This window comes from Cellulosimicrobium composti (genome assembly GCF_010287905.1).
Taxonomy (GTDB): Bacteria; Actinomycetota; Actinomycetes; order Actinomycetales; family Cellulomonadaceae; genus Cellulosimicrobium; species Cellulosimicrobium composti.
Genome location: NZ_JAAFAN010000070.1, coordinates 1 through 20349, shown reverse-complemented (window position 1 = coordinate 20349; position 20349 = coordinate 1). Strand labels below are relative to the sequence as shown.

General features: G+C 75.3%; 15 protein-coding genes and 1 pseudogene. 8 read left to right on the top strand and 8 right to left on the bottom strand.

Features of this window, described 5'->3' with window-relative positions; genetic code table 11:
• Positions 1-1339: pseudogene (locus tag GYH36_RS16375) on the top strand (hypothetical protein); the annotation flags it as partial.
• Positions 1340-1592: 253 nt separating this feature from the next.
• Here GYH36_RS16375 and GYH36_RS16370 read toward each other — a convergent pair.
• Positions 1593-2261 (bottom strand): hypothetical protein, encoded by a 669-nt coding sequence (locus GYH36_RS16370; RefSeq protein ID WP_162290398.1) that lies wholly within the window; start codon positions 2259-2261, stop codon positions 1593-1595.
• 114 nt (positions 2262-2375) lie between these two features.
• On the opposite strand from GYH36_RS16370, the gene GYH36_RS20135 reads away from it, so the two are divergent.
• Both GYH36_RS20135 and GYH36_RS16365 read left to right on the top strand, forming a co-directional pair.
• Positions 2376-2504, top strand: coding sequence for a hypothetical protein (locus GYH36_RS20135; RefSeq protein ID WP_281351577.1), 129 nt, complete (start codon positions 2376-2378; stop codon positions 2502-2504).
• A 701-nt stretch (positions 2505-3205) separates the two neighbouring features.
• Entirely contained in the window at positions 3206-3655 is a 450-nt protein-coding gene (locus tag GYH36_RS16365) for a hypothetical protein (RefSeq protein ID WP_162290397.1), read from the top strand.
• 39 nt (positions 3656-3694) lie between these two features.
• On the opposite strand, the gene GYH36_RS16360 is transcribed toward GYH36_RS16365, so the two are convergent.
• From GYH36_RS16360 to GYH36_RS16350, 3 genes are all read right to left on the bottom strand, one after another.
• The gene (locus GYH36_RS16360; protein ID WP_024841375.1) at positions 3695-4066 is read right to left on the bottom strand and encodes a helix-turn-helix domain-containing protein; all 372 of its coding nucleotides are present in this window, start codon (positions 4064-4066) and stop codon (positions 3695-3697) included.
• Positions 4067-4357: 291 nt separating this feature from the next.
• On the bottom strand, positions 4358-5206 hold the full coding sequence (locus GYH36_RS16355) for an ABC transporter permease (RefSeq protein ID WP_162290396.1): 849 nt from the start codon (positions 5204-5206) through the stop codon (positions 4358-4360).
• Positions 5203-6252: an ATP-binding cassette domain-containing protein gene (locus GYH36_RS16350; RefSeq protein ID WP_162290395.1), complete on the bottom strand. Its 1050-nt coding sequence runs from the start codon at positions 6250-6252 to the stop codon at positions 5203-5205. The genes GYH36_RS16355 and GYH36_RS16350 overlap by 4 nt, the downstream gene beginning before the upstream one ends.
• Positions 6253-6374: 122 nt before the next feature.
• Here GYH36_RS16350 and GYH36_RS16345 point away from each other — a divergent pair, with 122 nt between their 5' ends.
• Entirely contained in the window at positions 6375-7262 is an 888-nt protein-coding gene (locus GYH36_RS16345) for a TetR/AcrR family transcriptional regulator (RefSeq protein ID WP_162290394.1), read from the top strand.
• Between the two features lie 57 nt (positions 7263-7319).
• Here GYH36_RS16345 and GYH36_RS16340 read toward each other — a convergent pair whose 3' ends face one another.
• Together GYH36_RS16340 and GYH36_RS16335 are read right to left on the bottom strand one after the other, a co-directional pair.
• Positions 7320-9038 (bottom strand): tetratricopeptide repeat protein, encoded by a 1719-nt coding sequence (locus GYH36_RS16340; protein WP_162290393.1) that lies wholly within the window; start codon positions 9036-9038, stop codon positions 7320-7322.
• Positions 9039-9057: 19 nt separating this feature from the next.
• Complete coding sequence (locus tag GYH36_RS16335; RefSeq protein ID WP_162290392.1) at positions 9058-10560, bottom strand: ATP-binding protein; 1503 nt, start codon at positions 10558-10560, stop codon at positions 9058-9060.
• A gap of 155 nt (positions 10561-10715) precedes the next feature.
• On the opposite strand from GYH36_RS16335, the gene GYH36_RS16330 reads away from it, so the two are divergent.
• Entirely contained in the window at positions 10716-11183 is a 468-nt protein-coding gene (locus GYH36_RS16330) for a hypothetical protein (protein WP_115941431.1), read from the top strand.
• Positions 11180-11530, top strand: a complete 351-nt coding sequence (locus GYH36_RS16325) for a transcriptional regulator (protein WP_162290391.1) — start codon at positions 11180-11182, stop codon at positions 11528-11530. The genes GYH36_RS16330 and GYH36_RS16325 overlap by 4 nt, the downstream gene beginning before the upstream one ends.
• A gap of 132 nt (positions 11531-11662) precedes the next feature.
• Here GYH36_RS16325 and GYH36_RS16320 read toward each other — a convergent pair whose 3' ends face one another.
• Positions 11663-14326 (bottom strand): glycoside hydrolase family 20 protein, encoded by a 2664-nt coding sequence (locus GYH36_RS16320; protein WP_162290390.1) that lies wholly within the window; start codon positions 14324-14326, stop codon positions 11663-11665.
• Between the two features lie 421 nt (positions 14327-14747).
• On the opposite strand from GYH36_RS16320, the gene GYH36_RS16315 reads away from it, so the two are divergent.
• Positions 14748-15419, top strand: coding sequence for a DNA-3-methyladenine glycosylase I (locus GYH36_RS16315; RefSeq protein WP_162290389.1), 672 nt, complete (start codon positions 14748-14750; stop codon positions 15417-15419).
• A gap of 153 nt (positions 15420-15572) precedes the next feature.
• Entirely contained in the window at positions 15573-17015 is a 1443-nt protein-coding gene (locus tag GYH36_RS16310; protein ID WP_162290388.1) for an L-serine ammonia-lyase, read from the top strand.
• Positions 17016-17291: 276 nt separating this feature from the next.
• On the opposite strand, the gene GYH36_RS20405 is transcribed toward GYH36_RS16310, so the two are convergent.
• Positions 17292-20060, bottom strand: coding sequence for a LamG-like jellyroll fold domain-containing protein (locus GYH36_RS20405; protein ID WP_162290387.1), 2769 nt, complete (start codon positions 20058-20060; stop codon positions 17292-17294).
• Positions 20061-20349: the final 289 nt, after the last annotated feature.

Here is a 20349-nt window from a genome sequence, read left to right as displayed (position 1 = left end):
CGTCGAGTCGGCCCGCCAGGGGTCGGTCGCGCTCGCCGACGGCGTGCGCGGCGTCGCCGACGGTGCCGGCCAGGTCCACGACGGGGCGGCCGGCCTCGCGACGCAGCTCGCCGGCCTCGCCGCCGCGACCGACGACCCCGCGCTCCGGGCGAAGCTCGAGGCGCTCGCCGGTGCGGCCGGCTCCGTCCGCGACGGCGCCGCCCAGGTCGACGCCGGGGCCACCGGGCTCGTGACCGGCGCGGCGTCGCTGCGCGACGGGCTCACGGGCGCCGCCGACGGCGCGAGGCAGCTCGACGCCGGCCTCGCCTCGCTGCGCGCCGGTGCCGCCGAGGTGTCCGCCGGAGCGGCGTCCGCGCACGACGGCGCGACGCAGGTCGCCGGGGGCGCCGCCGCGGTGGCCACCGGCGCGGCGCAGGTGTCCGCCGGCGCGCAGGACCTCGCGCAGGGCACCCAGGCCCTCGCGGGCGGGGCCGAGTCGGTGCTCGCCGGGGCGAGCGACATCTCGACCAACAGCGTGCTCCTCGCCGCCGGGACCAGCGAGCTCGCCGCCGGGTCCGCCCAGCTCGCCGGGGGCGCGAGCGAGCTGCTCGCGGGCTCCTCCGACGTCGCGGCCGGGGCGGCGAACGTCGCCGAGGGCAACGCCAGCGCCGCGACGGCCGCGTCGACCCTCGCGCAGGGCACCTGGACCCTCGCCGACGGCGCCTCCCGGATCGCGGCCGGCAACGCCCAGCTCGCGGCCAGGACGATCGAGCTCGCCACCGGGGCGGCCGAGCTCGCGACGGGCGCGACGGACCTGCGGGGCGGGACGACCCGCGCCGCGGCCGGCGCGGCGGACCTCCGGGCCGGGACGACCCGCGCCGCGACCGGCGCCGCCGACCTGTCCGCCGGGACCGACCGACTGCGCACCGGCGCCGCGGACCTGTCCGCCGGAACCGTCCGGCTGCGGACGGGCGCGGGCGACCTGCTCGACGGCACCACGCGCCTCGAGGACGGCACGCTGCGCCTGCAGAACGGCCTCACGACGCTCTCGACCGGCGCGACGACCCTCGCGGCGGGCAACCTGGCGCTCGCGGAGGGCTCCGCGACGCTCCACGCGGGCACCTCGACGCTCGCCGACGGCGCCGTCGAGCTGCACGACGGCAGCACCCGGATCGCCGAGGGCGCGGCCACGCTGCACACCGGCACCGGCACCCTCTCCGACGGCACGACGGAGCTCAAGGACAGCGTCGAGAACAGCCCGGTCGGACGGCTGTCGCTCGGCATGTCCGCGCTCGTCGGCGGGTCCGTGCTCGCGGGTGTCGCGGGCCTCGGGCTGCGCCGTCGGCTCGCGGCGGTCTGACCGACCGTCTCGCCCGGCCGGGCGGCGCTCGCCGCCCGGCCCACGACTCGGGGGCGGCCTCACGTCGACGGTGCCGCCCCCGCGGGCGGCGGTCCCGGTGGACAGGACTCCGGGACCGCCGCCCTCTTTCGTGCCCTCCGGCGTGGACCCCGGCGGGCGAGGCCGCCGCCCTGGCGGTCCGGCGCCCGTCCCGGCGCGCGCCCCACGGTGCAGCGCCCGGTCAGGGCCGACCGCACTCGGGTGCCGCGCCCGCTCAGGGTCGGCCGTGGCGCCGCGCCGCGGCGTACGCGGGGTCGCGCAGCGCGTCCTCCCACGCGTAGGTGCCGAGCCGGCGCGGGGCGCGCCGCGTGGGGTCGAACCGCACGCGGAGGTCGTCGCCGTCGTGCTCGGCCTGCTCCGGGCCGTGCAGCTCGAGCGCGCCGAACCGGTGCCACTGCCCGAGCGGCGTCGCCTCCAGCACCTCGAGCACCGGGACGCCCCGGGCGCGCGCCGCGTCCCGGTCCGGCCGCAGCGCGAGCACGCGCGGCCCGTGCGGCGACCGCAGCGGCATGAGCGTCGAGAACCACCCGCCCATCGGCTCGCGCCGCAGCAGCATCGCCCAACGCGTGAGACGGCCGCGGCCGGAGGAGGAGAAGAGGACGTCCTGCAGCGCGCCGTCGTCGGTCCAGCGCACCGCGACCCCGACGACGTCCGGCCAGCCGCGCGGGGCACCCGCTCCGAGTGAGACACGCACCGTCGCCGGGGTCCGGCCCTGCGGCACGACGGCGGCGCCCGCATCGTCCTCCGCGACCACGAGCGTCGCGCGCAGCAGCACTCCCCGCGCGTGCATCGGCCGCCCGCGGCGCACGCGCGCCACGGTCCCGGTCACCGCCGCGAGCGCCGCCCCGGCGGGCCGCGCGACCGCCTCCACGAGTCCCGTCACCCCGCCACCGTCGCACCGCCCCGGGTCGCCCGCACGGCTGCGCACCGGGCGCGCGCCGCGTCCCGCTGTCGCGGCACCCGAGGCGACGACACAGATGGCCGCTACGCCGACACGTTGCAGTTCCTCGACGACGCCGACCACGACCTCGGGCGCCTGCTCGTGCTGTGCCGGGATCACGCCCTCGTCGTGAACACCGCGCGCGTTACGCAGCTCTGCGGTGTCGAAGCGACGTCCGTCGAATGATCTCGGTTGGTGGGAACTCGTCGACGTCCGCCGGCTACGTCTCATTTCAGCTCCCGCCGCACACGACAGCCACCAGCCAAGACCAGCCGCACGGCACGACGTACACCGCGAACCGGCAACAGGTGATGGGTGACCTCGCGGCCACGATGGCGTGGTTGAGCGAGGTCAGCGCTAGACACGTAAAGACGTAAGGACTGGGGCACCTCGGCCAGCGCATCGAGGGCTCGGGCTCGGTAGCGCTGCCCGGACCGGGTGCTCACCGGGCGGCCACGACGCGTCAGTTCGTCGGCCAGGCTAGCGCCGGTCACGTCGGGGTTCTCGCGCGCCACCTCGACGGACAGGGCCAGCGTTTCCGGTCCGGCGTCGGTCGAGTCGACGCCTCGACGGGGAACAGCGCCGGCTGGCGGCTGGCCGTCCGGCATCGAAACCGTGCGCTGCGCGACTACGCTGAGCCCGCGCCCGTGCTTGCACGCCGCGGCCTACCGATCGTGCGGCCCGAAGAACCCCTTCCCGAACTTGCGTGGCTCAACAAGCGGCAGACCGGAGAGGCCCGCGTCGCCGGCGAGGCTCTTGCATGGGCCGGGCGAGCCGGTCCAGGTGCGCTTTCTCGACCCGAACGGGCGCGAGGGCTGGGTCTGGCTCTGGGCTGACGCCGCTGAGCGCGCGCGGGGCTGTGGGCCAGACCCAGTACCGTCCCCTCTATGGGCAAGAGCAGCCAGAAGAGCCAGGCGGAGGCAGAACCTCCCCCCAGCGAGGACGCCTACGACATCGTCTTTTACGTGCACGACGACGAGAGCATGCCCGCAGAGGACTTCCTCGACTCCTGCCCCGACTCGGTGCAAGACGACTTCGCGGCGATCCTCATTGCCGTAGCCACCTCGCCTCCCCACAAGTTCGCTGGCGGTGGGATGTGGGAGGCGATGCACGGAGACATGAGGGGGTGGTACGAGGCTCGGAAGGACTTCCAGCGTCGCCACTACCGGCTCTTCTGTCTTCTGGACACCAAGGCTAGAAGTCGAGCGAAGCCGCTCCTGGTCGTCGTCGACGGCCGCGACAAGGCCCGCGGCACGGTGATCGACGACAAGGAGCACAAGAAGATCCGTTCTCTCGGGGAGCGGTACCGCAAGACGCAGCCCCGCCCGATCGCCTAGCGATCGGACGGGGCTTTGGAGAGTCGTGCGCCTCGGCAGTCAGGCCACGGCAACTTCATGGTGGGCGCGCGCGCCCGCAAGCATGGGCTCGGTTGTCTCGCGCCGCTCTTCCTCACTCATGGGTACGAGCACCAGCTTGAGTCCAACGGCGGCCGCCATCTCTCCCACTGTGCCAACGGTCGGGTTGCGGGTCGAGGCGGACAGCAGCCGCCGTACGGTCGACGACTCTGCGCCGATCGCGCGCGCGACGTCAGCCTTGGTCAGTCCGAGAGTTTCGATCTGCTCAGCAAGAGTGTTCACCACCTCGTCGATCGCGCGGATGCGCGCGAGCTCGGTGGCGAAGCGCCGCGCGGACTCTGGGTCCTGCATGCGCTGGTTGTGACGGTCCCAGAAGCGTCCGGTACGTGCCATAACAGTCACCTCCTGGGGTGACGAGCAAGAGATGTGATGGTGTTGGTGATGATGGTTCGGCGTTCGTATCGGGCTTCATCGTTACGATACGAACACTGCCGATCGTGACATCTATGTCACACGGGGTCAACGTGAAACACATCACTCTCGCGCGCGCATCACGGCCCCTGCAAGCCTCCGGCGAGGTCGTCGAGGTAGACCGAGAGGTTCCATGGCACAACGTGCCCAGCCGCCCTGAACTAGCGGCGACGCACGGCCGCGGTCAGCGGCGGCGGCGGCGCACGACCGCGGTCAGCGGCGGCGGCGCGCGAACGCCCAGGCCGCGCCGCCGAGGAACACCACGGTCAGGCCGGCGCACCACGCGAGCGCGAGGACCGCAGTCGTGCCCAGGTCCGTGACGGGGCGGGCGTCCGACCCCAGCCCGACGAGCAGGCCGCGGATCGTCTCGATGACGGACGTCACCGGCTGGTGCTCCGCGAACCCCCGCAGCCACGCCGGCATCGTCCCCGGCGGCACGAACGCGCTCGACACGTACGGCAGGAACAGCATGAAGAAGCCGAACCCTCCCGCCGCCGCGGGCGAGCGCACGAGGACCCCGACGAACGCCGCGACGCTCGTGATCGCCACGACGTACGCCGCCACGACGCCCAGCGCGGCCACCCACTCGAGCGGCGTCGCGACCGGCCGGAACCCGACGAGGAGCGCGACGACCAGCACGACGGCAGTCGTCACGAGGTTCTTCACGATGCTCGCGACCAGGTGCCCCACGAGCACCGTCGACGCCACGATCGGCATCGACCGGAAGCGGTCCATGATGCCGCCGGACATGTCCTGCTCCACCGCGATCGCCGTGTTGGACGCGCCGTACCCCGCGCACAGCAGCACGATCCCCGGCGTCGCGTACGTGACGTAGTCCGTCCCGACGCTCATGGCCCCGCCGAACACGTAGACGAACAGGATCATGAGCATCACGGGCAGCACGAGGCCGAGGACGAGCTCGTCCGGCTCGCGCCGCACCAGCCGCAGCGACCGCGCGACCATCGCGCCCGCGTCGGCGAGCACGTGCCGTCCGGGACGGGGCGTCGGGGCAGGGAGCCGCGGGGTCGTGCCCGACGGCGCGGCGAGGCTCGGGGCGGTCATGCTGCGGTCTCCTCGTGGTCGGCCGGCGCGCCCGCGCCGGGTGCGGTCGAGCCGGTGTCGCGCGGGGCGCGGGCGCGGGTGGCGTGGCCGGTGAGCGTGAGGAACACGTCGTCGAGCGTCGGCTCGCGCATCTCCCAGCGCTCCGGCTCCGCGCCCGTCGCGGCGACGGCGGCGAGGACGTCGCGCACGTGACCGACGGAGCCGTCGGTCGGGACGCGGAGCGTCGACGAGGTCGCGACGTCGGGTCCGGGTCCGGGGACGGTGGCGTGCGCGTCCGTTCCCGGCCACGTGCTCCCGACCCGCGCCGCCTCCTCGGAGGTGGCGAAGGTGAGCTCGACGCGTGCGTCGCCGACGCGGCGCTTGAGGTCGGACGGGGAGCCCTCGGCGACGACGCGGCCGTCGTCGACGAGCGCGACGCGGTCGGCGAGCTGGTCGGCCTCCTCGAGGTACTGCGTGGTGAGGAACAGGCTCGTGCCGTCGGCGACGACGGCGCGGACCACCTCCCACATGGTCTGGCGGCTGCGCGGGTCGAGGCCGGTCGTCGGCTCGTCGAGGAACATGACCTGCGGGCGCGTGAGGAGCCCCGCTGCGAGGTCGAGCCGACGGCGCATGCCGCCGGAGTACTCCCCGACGCGGCGGTCGGCGGCGCCGGCGAGGTCGAACGCGTCGAGCAGGTCGTCGACGCGTGCCCGCACGACGCGGCGCGGCAGGTGCGCGAGCCGACCCATCATCGCGAGGTTCTCGCGGCCGGTCTGCTTCTCGTCGACCGCCGCGTACTGGCCGGTGAGGCTGATGAGCCCGCGGACGCGCGCGGCGTCGCGCACGACGTCGTGGCCCGCGACCGTGGCGGTGCCCGCGTCCGGGCGCAGGAGCGTCGCGAGGATGCGGACGGTCGTCGTCTTCCCCGCGCCGTTGGGGCCGAGCACGGCGAGGACCTCGCCGCGGTGCAGGGCGAGGTCGAGGCCGTCCAGCACCCGCACGGGCCGGCGGGGGGAGCCGTAGCTCTTGCGCAGGCCGCGCGCGTGGACGAGCACGTCCGAGGTCATGAGGGCTCCCGAGGTCGGGCGGTGGCGTACCGCGTCGAGAAGAAACTGTTTATGTGATCCGCTGTTCTGTGTACGGTAGACACGGTTTCGCGGGCGGTCAAGGCCCGCGGGAGGATGGGGCGATGAGCACGAGCGACCCGGCCGACCGGCGCGGCCCCGACGGACCGGACCGGGCGGCGGACCTGCCGCCCGTGATCGCGCGCCTGTGGGGACGCAGCGCTCCCCCGCGACGCGGCCCCAAGCCCGCGCTGAGCGTCGAGCGGATCGTCCGGGCCGCCGTCGACCTCGCCGACGCCGAGGGCCTGGCCGCCGTCTCGATGGCGCGCGTCGCCGAGTCGCTCGGGTACTCCTCGATGGCGCTGTACCGGTACGTGGAGAGCAAGGACGAGCTCCTCGTCCTCATGGCCGACGCGGTGGCCGAGTCCCTGACCCTGCCGCCCCTCCCCGAGGGCGACTGGCGCGCCGGGCTCGAGGCGTGGACGCGCGCCCAGATCGAGGGCGTGCTCGCCCGCCCCTGGTACCTCGACCTCCCGCTCACCACGGCGCCCGTCGGACCGCACCGCCTGCGCTGGATCGACCGCGCGTTCGCGATGCTCGAGCCGCTCGGCCTCTCGATGGACGAGACGCTGCAGATCGTCGGGCTCCTCGCGCAGCACGTGCTCGGCGAGGGCCGCGTCCAGGTCGAGACGCGGCGGGCCGCGGCCGAGACCGTCCGCAGCGCCCAGGGACTGCCCGGCGACACCCCCGAGCGCGACCTCGACGAGCGCGCGCTCGCCGCGGCGAACCCGTACGCCGACTACGAGCTCGTGCTCTCGCGGCTCGCCGACCCCGAGACGTACCCCGCGCTCACGCGCGCGCTCACGACCTGGGAGCCGGCGCCGGCCGCGCCCGACGACCGGGAGAGCGACGTCGGGTTCGGGCTCGACATCGTGCTCGACGGGATCGAGGCGTTCGTCGCGCGGCGGACGGGCGGGCGCCCGGGCTCGACAGGGCCCGCGAGGACGGACTGACGCCCGAGCGGCGCGAGGCGGACGCCCCCGCGACCGCGCGGCCCCGGGTGCGGGGCGTCAGGGGGTCGGCTCGACGGGGGCGTCGGGCACCCGGACGTCCGGCAGGTCGGGCAGCTCCGGCACGTCGAACGTCGGGACGTCGATGCTCGGGACGTCCAGCTCCTCCATCCGGTCGCGGAGCTCCTCCTGGCGGACGCGGTTGTTCTCCTGGATGCACGCGAGGCGTCCGGCGGGACGGCCGGTGCACTCCTCGACGCCCGAGCCGGGGTCCCGCGGGGAACGCGGCGCCTGGACGTAGCGGCCGTCGGCGTCGTGCTCGCCGGGGGTGACGGGCAGCGCGGCGAGCGCGGCCCCCTCGGCGAGGAGCAGCAGCACCGTGGTCACGACGAGGACCGCGGCACCGAGCCCCGCGCGCACCGCCGCGGCCGCGCTCACGGGCGCACGCTCGTCGGACGCCGCGCGCTGCCGGGCCGCGACGCGCCATGCCGCCCACATCCCCACGACGAGCGGCAGCACGTACGCCACCGCGGCCAGCGCCGCGACGGGGCGCGCGTCCTCGCGCGCGACCGCGCCCGGGCCGACGCTCGCCACGACGACCGCGACGACGCCGACGACGACCGCCCGCCGCACGACCGCCCCCCGCAGGCTCGCGCGCAGGGCCGCGACCCGCGCCGCGCCTGTCGGCCCGGACGGCAGGAAGCCGAGCTCCCGCGCCTGTGCGAACATCGCCGCGTGCAGCACGGCCGAGGTCCCGGTCGTCAGCGCGAGCACCACCCCCAGCCCGACGAGGAACCACCGGACGGCGACGGCGTCGCGCACGACGTAGAGCAGGACGAGCCCTGCGAGGACGCCCGCCCAACCGACGGCGACCGCCACGACCGTCCCGCCGCGCAGCGGCGTGCGGCGCAGCGTGCGGCGCAGGAGACCGCGCGGCACCTGGAGCAGGACCGGCACGACGCGCAGCGCCGTGACCACCGTCCAGAGCAGCACGACGATCCCCCACAGCGGCACGCCGCCCACGTGCGCGTCGCTCATCGCGAACGCGACGACGAGGGCGACCGCCCCGACGAGCAGCACCGGCATCTCGACGAGCCGCAGCACCTGCTGCCACACGCCCAGGTGCAGCAGGAACCCTGCCTCGGCGTGCTCGGGGTTCGCGGCGAGGACGCCACGGTAGCCCTGGGCGCTGCGGCTCGCGTCGAGCGCGAGGGCCGCGTCGAGGTAGAGCAGGTCCTCGTGCTCGGGCGCGACGGCGAGGCCCTGGCGCACGAGGGCGCGCGCCCGGTCGTCGTCCCCGAGGCGGGACCAGAGCCGGGCGGCCTGCGCGAGGCGGTCCGGGTGCTGCGGCGCGAGCGCGAGCGCCGCGGCGACCCGCTCGCGCGCGAGCGCCCGGTCCGCGCGGCGCACGCGCCCCGACAGGTGGGCGTCGGCGAGCTGCAGGTGGTACCGCGCGTCGTCGGGGTCGAGCTCGAGCGCGCGCCGCGCCGCAGCGCGCGCTCCGGGCACGTCGCCCGTGTTCTGGCGCGCGACCGAGAGCAGGTGGAACGCGCCGTCCGCCTCCGGTCGGGCGCCGACGACCTGCTCGAGGAGCGGCAGGGCCTCGGCGGACCGCTGCAGGTGCAGGCGCACCCACGCGGCGACCACGAGCAGCCGCGGGTCGTCGGGCGCCGCGGCGAGCGCGGCGTCGACCTCGTCGAGCGCACGCTCGGCGCGGCCCGCCTGGACCAGCAGCTCGGCGCGCGCGACGACGGCGCGCGGGTCGGTCGTGGTGGTCACCGTCAGCGGCCTCGGCGGCTCAGAGCATGCGCCGCGCGCGCAGGTACGCGGCGAGGTCGTCGTAGCGGCCGTCGTCGTTCGCGAACGTCACGACGTTGCGCGCGGACTGGAGCCACGCCGTCGTGGACGGCCGCACGTCGGCGAGCGCCGACTCCAGGTCGGCCATCGTGATCGGACGGACCTGGCCGGTCGCGATCGAGTCCATCATCGCCTTCTCGGCCGCCGTCGCGGCGAGGTGCTCGAGGTCGGCGCCGGAGAAGCCGTCGGTGCGCCGGACGACCGCGCGCAGGTCGATCCCCGCGAGCGGCCGGCCCGCGAGGTGGTGGCGCAGGATCGCCTCGCGCGCGGGCTCGTCCGGCGGGAGCACGAGCACGACGCGGTCGAACCGTCCCGGGCGCAGGAGCGCCGTGTCGACGTCCCACGGGTGGTTCGTCGCGCCGAGGACGAACAGGCCGTCGTTGTCGGAGCCGATGCCGTCCATCTCCTGGAGGAGCTGGTTGACGACCGTCCGCATGCCCGACGAGCCGGAGTACTGCGCGCGCCTGCCGCCGATCGCGTCGACCTCGTCGAGGAACAGGACGGCCGGGGCGAGCCGGCGCGCCCTCTGGAACAGGTCGTGCAGGTTCTGCTCGCTCTCGCCCATGTACCTGTCGAGGACGTCCGCGAGCGTCACGGTGAGGAACCGCGCGCCGAGCTCGCCCGCGACGGCGCGCGCCATGAACGTCTTGCCCGTCCCGGGCGGCCCGTAGAGCAGGAGGCCCCCGCGTAGCGACTTGCCGAACGCCCTCGCGATGGCCTGGTTGCGCATCGGCTCGAGGAACGCCTCGCGGATGCGCTTCTTCACCGGCTCCAGCCCACCGACGTCCGCGAGCGTCACCGTCTCGCGCGAGACCTCGAGCAGCCCCGACCCGTCGTCGGGTGCGTCGTCGCGCGCGGGGACGAGGAACGGCTTGCCGCCCGTGGGCTCGGTGCCCGGGGCGTCGTGCGGGCGGTCCGCGTCCGGGACGGGCGACGCCGGGCGGGGCGACGCCGGGCCGGGCGTCGGGCCGGGCGTCGGGCCGGGCGTGGAGTCGACGCCGTCCACGAACGGCGGCGGCACGCGCACGTCGAGCTCACCCTCGAGCCGCTCCCAGTCGATGCCCGACGCCGGGGCGTCCGGCGGTGCCGCGACGTGCGGCGGTGTCGAGGCGTCCGGCGGTGCCGAGGCGTCCGGCGGCGTCGGCTCCGGAGCGGCGTCCGGCGCCGCCGCCGGCGCGGGGGCGGGCGAAGGGGCTGGATCGGCGTCCGGCGCGGGGGCCGGCCCGGGGGTCGCGGGACGCGTCGCCGCCGCGGCGGCGGAGTCCTGCACGAGGCGCAGCGCCTCGCCGTCCGCAGGGTCGATCCGCAGCGCGGCGCTCGCCTGCTCGAGCGCCTCGACCGACCGCCCGGCCGCGAGCAGGAGGCTCGCGTAGTGCACGCGCAGCGGTGCGCTCGTGGGGGCTGCCGCGACGGCGGCGGCGAGCGCGGCGAGGGCGTCGGACATGGGTCTCCTCCGGGAGCGGGGGGTCGAGGCGTCGCATGCCCCGGGCTGGGCCAGGGCCGGGACCAGTCTGCCCGGACCGCCGTCGGCCCACCAGGGGGAGAAGTCACCACGGCAAACACTTGCCATGATGGAAAGTAGATGCTTGACTGGCATGCATGAACAGCGCCGACCAGCCCGCCACGCCGCCGCACGTCCCCGACCCCCGCGAGGCGGCGGCGGCCCTCGAACGGGTCTCGCGGCTCGCCGGACGGACGCGCGCCCAGGGGTGGCGCTGGGTCCGCCTCTACCTCACGGGGTGGGCCGTCGCGAGCGTCGGCCTCGTGCTGGCGATCGGGCTCGGGGGGCGCGTCGGGTTCTTCGTCGGCATGGGCGCCTGGGCCGTGATCGTCGCCGTCGGCACCACGTGGGCCAACCGCCAGGGCGCGACCGCGCCGGGCACCGCGCGCCGGATCTTCGCCGGCGCGATCACGTGGGCGGTCGTCTACGGCGTCACGATCTTCGCCGGCACGACCCTGTGGCCGGGTCTCGTCGCGTTCTGGGTCCCGGCGGCGCTGGTCAGCGCCGTCCCGCTCCTCCTCGCGGCGTGGCGCCCCGTCCCGCGCGACGTGACGGTGCCCGCATGACCGCCGACCGCCCCGGGAGCAGGTCCGACGTCGAGCACCACCCGCGCCACGCGCTCGACGACGTGCTCCAGTCCCCCGTGCGCCTGTCCGTCGTCGCCGCGCTCTCGGGCGTCGAGCGGGCCGACTTCACGACGCTGCGCGACACCATCGAGGTGTCCGACTCGGCCCTGTCGAAGCAGCTCACCGCGCTCAAGGGCGCCGGCTACGTGGAGATCACGAAGGACCGCGTCGCGCGCCGGGCCCGCACACGCGTCCGCCTGACCGACGCCGGGGCCGCCGCCCTGCGCTCGCACCTCGCCGCGCTGCGCGCGATCGCCGAGCTCTCGCTGCCCGCCGCCGCCGACTGAGCCGGCGGGGCCGGCCACCCTGGCCGGGCCGGGTACGACGACGGGCCCGGCAGCAGGTGCTGCCGGGCCCGTCGTGCGGTGCTCGTCAGGCGGGGGACGCCGCCCCCGTGCCACGGGCGGCGGCTCAGGCGCTCAGCACGTCGCCCCGGCGTACGGGACGTCCGCCGTCGCGACACCCCCGTCCGTCGTGACCTCCACCTGCGCCGTCCCCGCCGCGACCTGACCGGCGCGCGCCGAGAACGTCGCGTACGCGGCCCGGCCCGGGGCGACGTCCGCGAACGTGCGCGACCCGTGCGCCGTCGTGATCGCCACGTCCGCCGTCTCCTCGGGCCGCACCACCACCGCGACGTACGCCGTGCCGGCCAGGCACCGCACGGTCGCCTCGGCGTCGATCTCCGCGCCGCCGGGCGCCGTGCCGCGCACCTCGACGTCGTACAGCGACAGCCACGGCTCCATCGCCTTCGCGGTCACGGTCACGCGCAGGTGCCGCGCCGTCGTCGGCTCGACAGTCACGACGTCGGTCCGCGCGGCCGCCTCCAGGCCCGTGCGGGACGCGACCTCGGTCCACGTGGTCCCGTCGTCGGACACGTCGAGGCGGAAGCCGGACGCGGACGCCCGCTCCCACCGCAGCGTCACCTCGTCGATCGTGCGCGGCTCGCCGAGGTCGACCGCGAGCCACGGCTGCGCGGAGTAGTCCGCGGACCAGCGCGTGCTCGGGTCGCCGTCCACGGCGTTGGCAGGCACGAACGTCGTGCCCGGCTCCGTGCCCGACGCCGTCACCGCCGCGCCCAGCGCGAGGTCCGGGCGCCCGAGCACCGAGAGGCGCCACGCCCCCAGACCCTGGTCGGTCGCCGGCACGACGGCGATCAGCCGCACCCACCGAGCGGCGTCGCCCGTCAGGTCGACGCGGTCGACGCCGGGACCCGCCACCGTGTGGCGCGCGGCGCGCGTCCAGGCCGAGCCGTCGAGCGACGTCTCGACGTCGTACGAGGCAGGGTGCGCCGTCGTCCACTCGACCTCGACCGCGCCGACGCGCTGCGGCGCCCCCAGGTCGACCGTGATCGTGGCCGGGTCCGTCGCTGCCGTGGCCCAGCGCGTCGTCGTCTGCCCGTCGGTGAGGTGCGCGGCGTCGTGGCCGGCGTCGGCGGACGACGCCGTCACCTCGGCACCGTGGCTCAGCTCGCCGGGGCGCTCGCTGCCGCCCGTGAACTCGACGACGCCGATCCCCGGCCCGAGGCCCAGCGTGCGCGTCAGCGCCGAGAAGCCGGAGAAGGGGAGGTCGGGCGTGCGGGCGGCCCACGTCTTCTGCGCCATCGCGGGGAAGGACAGCTCGACGAGGCCGTGCACGTCCTGCTCGGTGTAGTCGGCGTGCACGAGGTCGTTCCAGACCGCGAACATCGCACCCTGCGGCGCGCCGGGAGCGACCGTGACGTTCCCCGCCACGTGCGGCAGCCACGTCTCGTAGATCCACCGGTCGTCGAGACCGTTGCCGTGGTAATAGTCCGCGAACGGGACCACGTAGTGGGTGGCATCGTTGGTGTTGATGAAGTCGTACCCGTCGGCGACGGCCGACGCGCCCGAGTACCACCCGTTGTTCCAGGCGTTGATCGTCACGTCGCGGTCGTAGCCCGCGGCGCTGCCGTGCATCTGCGTGAAGCTGCCCCACGCGCGCGGGTGCTTGCCGAGGTCGCGCAGGTGCGCGGCCATCGTGTTGAAGTACTCGCGGAACAGCGCGGGCGACGCGAAGTACTCGTCCACGCCCATGTGCACGTCGGGACCCTCGAACCACGGGACGAACTCGTCGTAGATCGCCTTCATCGTGGCGGTCGTCTCCGGGTTCGCGAGGTCGAGGTGGTCCGAGTTGCCGCCGGCGAGCCCGACCTCCGGCTTCCACCGGATGACCGACCGGGCGTGCGCCGGACCCTCGATCTCGGGGACGATCTGCACCCCGTGGGCCGCGGCCGCGTCCTCGAACGACTGCCAGTCCTCGCGGTCGTACGCGCCGTCCGTGGACGCGAGACCCGCGAACGCCGGGTCGTCGCTCGCGAGGCGGAAGCCGTCGTACGCCGCCGACCAGTCCCCGCCCGCCGGGCTGATCTCGTTGTCCATGAGGTGGATCTGGAACTCGTTGAGCTTGAACCAGCCCATCATCGCGATGTAGTCGCGCACGAACTCGGGCGTGAAGAACCGCCGCCCCACGTCGAGCATGAAGCCGCGCGTCTCGTAGTCCGGCCAGTCGAGGCTCTCCCCCACCGGGACGGCCGAGCGCGCGTCGTCCTGCACGAGCACCTGGAGCACGCTGCGCGTGCCGTAGTAGACGCCCGTGCGCGTGGGGGCGGTGATCGTCAGGACGTCGGGATCGACGTCGAGCGCGTAGCCCTCCTCGTCGAACCGCTCGCCGCCGGGCGCGTGCCCGAGCGCCGGGTCGAGCACGAGGACGACGTCGCCGTCGCGCGGCTCCGCGCCGACCGCGACGTCCACGCGGTGCGCCGTGAGCTCGAGGACCTCGTCCGCGAGCTGCTCACCGAGGTCCGAGAGCGCGGCGGGCACGACGACGCGCGCGCCGTCGTCGAGGCGGAACTCGCCCGTGCCGCCGGTCCACTCGCGCAGGGACGGCACGACGAGCGGCGCGGCGTTGACCGGCTCGTCGGCGAGCGCGGGCGCGGTCGTCGTGAGCGCGGCCACGGCGGCGAGGCCGGCGACGGTGACGGCGGCCGTCGCCGCGGCGCGCGGGCGGCGCGCGGAGCCCGGTCTCGGGGGCGTGGGGTCGGGTCGACGTGCGGACGCGTGCTGCATGGGACCTCCGTTGGTCCGGGAACCGGGCGTCGCGCGCCGTTCCCGCTGGTGACGTTTCCGTTCGTTCGGAAGGGGTACGAACCCGTCCGGCGCCAGTTCAGCGGAGGTGGAAGAGTCTGTCAATACCTTGGCCAAAACACGCAGAAACACGCAACGCGTCCTCGCAGACATCCGGTCGTCCCTCCGCGAGGAGGGTCCGCAGCGCCGGACGTCCCCGTGACCGCCGCGGCCTGACGGGCGATCCGGGCCGACTTCGGCGGTTCGTGCCGGGATCGGCAGTCGCACGTGCCGATCCCGGACGGAGATGCCGATCTCGCCTCGCGCCGAGTCCAGCCGACCACAGGGCACGACGGCGGCGGTGCCGTCCACAGGGCGCTGAGGGGGCGCGCGCCGTGTCGGCAGGGCGCGGCACAGTGGTGCCATGACGCCCGAGACCGGCTCCGCGCCGACGACGCCCCTCGCGGTCCCCGACGACGTACCCGAGCAGCCGCCCGTCGGGGCGCGGTGCTTCGGCGACGGGGACCCGCTCTACGGGGAGTACCACGACACCGAGTGGGGGGTCCCGGTCCACGGGGACACCGCGCTGCTCGAGCGGCTGGCGCTGGAGGGCTTCCAGTCCGGCCTGTCCTGGATCACGGTGCTGCGCAAGCGCCCCGCGTTCCGCGAGGTGTTCGCCGGGTTCGACCCGGAGGTCGTGGCCGGGTTCGGGGAGCAGGACGTCGATCGGCTGCTCGGCGACGCCCGCATCATCCGGAACCGGCAGAAGATCGGCGCGACGATCGACAACGCGCGCGCCCTGCTCGCGCTCCACGACAGCGGGCGCACGCTCGACGAGCTCGTGTGGTCGTTCGCGCCCCCGCCCCGGGCCCACCGCCCCGTCGCATGGGGAGACGTCCCGGGCTCCACGCCCGAGTCGACCGCGCTTTCGAAGGCGCTCAAGAAGCTCGGGTTCCGGTTCGTCGGGCCGACGACCGCCTACGCCGCGATGCAGGCGTGCGGGCTCGTGGACGACCACCTCGCGACGTGCCCCGTCGCCCTCCGACGCCGGCCGGGCGCCGCCGGGGCCTCCTCGGCGGGCGAGGGCTCGCGCTAGGGACGTCGACGACGGAGACGCCCTCGGGGGGACGCACGTCCGGGCCGAACACCTGTCCCGAGGCGGCCACGGGGTGGCCGGGCGCTCCGGGCGCCGGCCGACGGGGCGCCCGACGACCGCCCGGGCTCGTGGTGCGGTGCGACGATGGACCGCATGAGCACGTACGTGTCGGTCCTCGACCTCTTCTCGATCGGCGTGGGGCCGTCGAGCTCGCACACGGTCGGGCCGATGCGGGCGGCGACGGCGTTCGTCACCGCGCTCGCGGAGCGGGGCATGCTCGACCGGGTGGCCGGTCTGCGCGTCATGCTGTGCGGGTCGCTCGGTGCGACGGGCGTGGGGCACGGGACGCCGGACGCGGTCGTGGCAGGCCTGCTGGGCCTGGACCCTCAGACGTGCGACCCGGACGTCGTGCCCGGCTCGTGGGAGAAGCTCGGCGACGGCGCCTCCGTGCCGCTGCTCGGCCGCCACCGCGTCACGATGTCCCGCGCCGACGTGAGTCTCGCACCCCTGACGCGCATGCCGGGCCACCCCAACGGCATGCGCTTCACGGCGCTCGACGCCGCCGGGGACGTGCTCGCCGAGGAGGCGTACTACTCCGTCGGGGGCGGGTTCGTGCTCACCGCGGCCGAGCTCGAGGCGGCCGCGACGACCGAGGCCGCGCAGGTCGGCGCGGAGCTCGCGGGCGAGCCTGTCGACCCGCGCGACGAGCCGACCGGGGTGCCGTACCCGTTCGCGAACGCCGCCGAGCTGCTCGCGGTGTGCGCACGCGAGCGCACGTCGATCGCCGCGGTGGCCTGGGCGAACGAGTCGGCGCTGCGGCCCGCGAGCGAGGTCGAGGCGGGTCTCGACCGCATCTGGGACGCGATGAGCGCGTGCGTCGACGCGGGTCTCGACCGGGACGGCGTGCTGCCGGGCCGCCTCGCGGTCCGCCGCCGGGCGCGGGCCCAGCGCGAGCGTCTCGAGGCCGCCGACGAGCGCGGCGCCGACACGACGATCGAGTGGCTCCAGGCGTTCGCCATGGCCGTCAACGAGGAGAACGCTGACGGGCGGCGCGTCGTCACCGCCCCGACGAACGGCGCCGCGGGCATCATCCCCGCCGTGGGCCGGCACTTCCTGCGCACCCACCCGGACGTCGCCGCCGACCCGGCCCGGCGGCGTCGTGCGATGCGCACGTACCTCCTCACGGCGGCGGCGATCGGCGCGCTGTACAAGCGCAACGCGTCGATCTCCGGCGCGGAGGCGGGGTGCCAGGGCGAGGTCGGCTCGGCGTGCTCGATGGCCGCGGGGGCGCTGTGCGCGGTGCTCGGGGGCACACCGGCGCAGGTCGAGAACGCGGCGGAGATCGCGATGGAGCACAACCTCGGCCTCACGTGCGACCCCGTCGGCGGGCTCGTCCAGGTGCCGTGCATCGAGCGGAACGCGATCGCCGCGTGCACCGCCGTCTCCGCCGCACGCCTCGCGCTGCAGGGCGACGGCTCGCACGTCGTCTCGCTCGACACCGTCATCGAGACCATGCGCCAGACCGGCGTCGACATGTCGACCAAGTACAAGGAGACGTCGACGGGCGGCCTCGCGGTCAACGTCGTCGAGTGCTGAGCCGGAGCGCCCGCGAAGCCAGCGCAGGCACAGCACGACCACGAGCACCGGTGCTGAGCCGGAGCGCCCGCGAAGCCAGCGCAGGCACAGCACGACCACGAGCACCGGTGCTGAGCCGGAGCGCCCGCGAAGCCAGCGCAGGCACAGCACGACCACGAGCACCGGTGCTGAGCCGGAGCGCCCGCGACGCCGGCGCGGACGCTGCGGCGGGACACGTCGAGCCCCGCACCGATGGGTGCGGGGCTCGACGTGCATCGGACGGTGCTGCGCGGCCTGTCAGCCGCAGGTGGGTGCGTCGTACGACGCCCGGACGGTCGCCTCGCGGCCGTCGTCCGCCGTCACGGTGACGGTGGCGACGCCCGGCTCGGCGTCGCCGCGGACCGCGAACGACTGGTACGCGTTGGCGCCGGGCGCGACGGCGGTGAAGGTCTTCTCGCCGTAGGGCGTCGAGAGCTCGACGTCGAGCGGGACCTCGTCGGCGTTGGTCGCCCGGACCGCGAGGTAGGGCGCGCCGGCGAGGCAGCGGGGCTGCGCGACGACGTCGACGGCCAGGTCGGAGCCCGTCCCCGCGGGGGTGAGGGTCCAGAACCGGTCGGCGGTGGCCTCGTCGGTCGCCGTGGTGGTGCCGCCCGCGCCGCCGCCGACCGTGACGGTGCCGTCGCGGCCGTTGCCGGACGAGTCGGTGACGGTCGCGCCGCCGGTCTCGTCGAACGCGTAGTGCAGCACGTCGCCGTCCGCCGGCTGGCCCGACGCGAGCGCCGCGACGTCGTCGGCCGAGAGCGCGCGGCCGTACAGCGCGAAGTCGTCGATCGCGCCGTCGAACGCGGGGTCGCTGCCGTACTGCGACTTGCCGAGGTAGTTGCGCCCGGTCGTGTCGCCGAGGTCGGCGGGCGACGTGGTGATCGTGCCCGTCGCGACGGCCTGCCCGTTGACGTACATCGTGCCCGTGGTCCCGGCGACGGTGATCGCCACGTGGGACCACTGGTCGAGCGCGAAGTTCTGGCCGCTGTAGTTGAGCTGCTGCTCGCCGCCGGCCCCGTTCGTCGTGATGGCGAACCGCGGGCCGTTGCCCGCGTTGACCGTGAGGAACATGCTCCGGCTCGAGTTCGCCCCGAGGTCGAGCACGCGGGCCCAGGTGGGCAGCGCGGACGGCTTGATCCACGTCGAGACGGACCAGTCGCCGTCGAGATCGCCGAGGGTGCCGTTCGGCAGCGTCACGTACGACGCGCTCTGGCAGAAGTCGAGCGCGGTGCCGATCCGGCCCGGTCGGCGGTCACCGTCGGCGCGGCAGTTCGACGTCGGTGACCCGTCGGTCCACTGGATGACCGGCGCCCCGGGCTCGGTGCTCATGTCGCCGACGCCGAGCGTGAGCCCGGTGCCGTAGTTCGCGAGCCGGACGCGCCCCTCGGGGTCGGGGACGAGCTGCCAGAGCTGGTCCTCGCTGCCGTCGTCCTCGCGGACGACCGCGGCCGCACCGGTCTCGGTCGACCCGCCCTCGACGCCGAGCACGAGCCCGGTGGCCGCGTTGACGACCCGGTAGAGGCCCGAGCCCGCGTCCTCGACCCGCCACGCCTGGGTGGGGCCGCCGTCGGCCTCGGCCTGGACGACCGGCGTCCCCGGCGTCGTGCCGCCGTCAGCCGTGTCGAGCACGAGGTCGCTGTTGCGGTTGGTCAGCGTGTAGGTGCCGGCGAGGTCCGGCGTCTCGGCCGCGGGCGTGACGACCACGTGGTAGCCGTAGGCCGGGTTCATGACGACGGGCACGGTGATCGAGCCGTCGTCGCCGACCTCGTACGTCGTCTCCGAGATCGTGATCGGGCCGGGCGTCGGGACGGTGCGCCCGTACGACGGCGTCGTCTCGAGCGTGACGTTCACGGTGTCGCCGAGCGCGAGCTCGTCGAGGCCGTTGACGACGATCGACGTCGGGCCGCTGTTGCCGCCCGCGATGATCTTCACCTCGTCCCGCGCGTCGTTGACCGACGCGGCGCCGTCGAGCGGGCTCTCGTTCGACGGCGGCACCGTGGTGACCATCTGGCCCTCCATGTCCGCGTACCAGGTGTAGAGCCAGTACGCGCCGTTGGGGGCGGCGCCGCGGGAGACGAGCAGGTCTCCCAGGGTCCCGGACTGGTTCCAGAACGCGAGCTCGGCGCGGTGGATGCCGTGCCGTTCGAGCTCGGCGATGTAGCCGACGAGCGGGCCGGGCAGGCCGACCTCCTGCGGGGAGGCGTACTCCGCGATGTCGATGGGCAGGTCGGGCAGGCCGAGCTCGTCGAGCATGGCGCGCACGGACTCGACGTCGCCCTTCGTCTTGGACGCCCGGATGAGCTCGTGCCACTCGAGCACGTCGGGGACGGTGTCGGTCTCCTTCGCGAACTCGAGGAACTCGCGCATGCGCGAGATGTTGTCCGAGAAGCTGGGGCCCTGGATCGGGACGTCGGGGCCGATCTCCTCGCGCAGCACGTCGTACGTGAACTTCCAGGCGTCGAGGAAGTCGCCGTTCTCCGTGCGCCACGTGATGTCGGGCTCGTTGAACGGCGCGTAGGCCACGACGTTCGTCGCGCCCGACGCCTCGACGTCGGCGACGACGTCGCGGATCACGTCCTCCCAGCCCTTGCGGTCGGCCGTGGTCTCCCAGCTGAACTGGTACGGCCAGCCCGGGTAGTAGTCGATGATGCGCACGACGATCCCGGCGCCGTGGCGCTCGGCCGTGCGCCACACCTTCGCGGTGTCACCGGTCGGCTGCTGCCGGCCGTTGGGCGGCATCTGCATGAAGGTGTTGGGCTTGATGGGTGCGATGAGGTCGTCGGACGGGACGCCCTCGTCGGCGATCCCGTAGAGCGATCCCGTCGCGACGTGCGACACGTCGCGGAAGGGCTGGTCGGCCTCGACGACGAGCGTCGAGTCCGGGCCGGGCGCTGCCGTCGCCGACGTCGCGGAGACGCCGATCCCGGCCGCCGTGAGGGCGAGCGGGGCGACCAGGGCCGCGGAGACGGCCGCGGCGGTGCGGCGTCGCGCGCGCGGCGCGGGTGTGGTGGTTCTGCGTGACACGGGTAGGTCCTCCGTCGTGGAAGCGGGTCCGGGGTGCGCGACGCACCCCGTCGGTCCGTGCTGCCGGGCCCACGTGCTGCGGGCGCCGGCTCCGTACGTGGCCGCCGCCACCGGGCGGCCGTGTGGTCGGGTCACCTCCTTCCTGGCCGGCCGCGGCGGTCCGCGCCCGGCGCTGACGGGGTCCGGGGGCCCCCCGGGGGGGGGGGCCCCGGGGGGGGGGGGGGGGGGGGGGGCCCCCCCCCCCCCCCCCGGGGGGGGCGCGGGGGGGGGCGGGGGCCGGGGGGGGGGG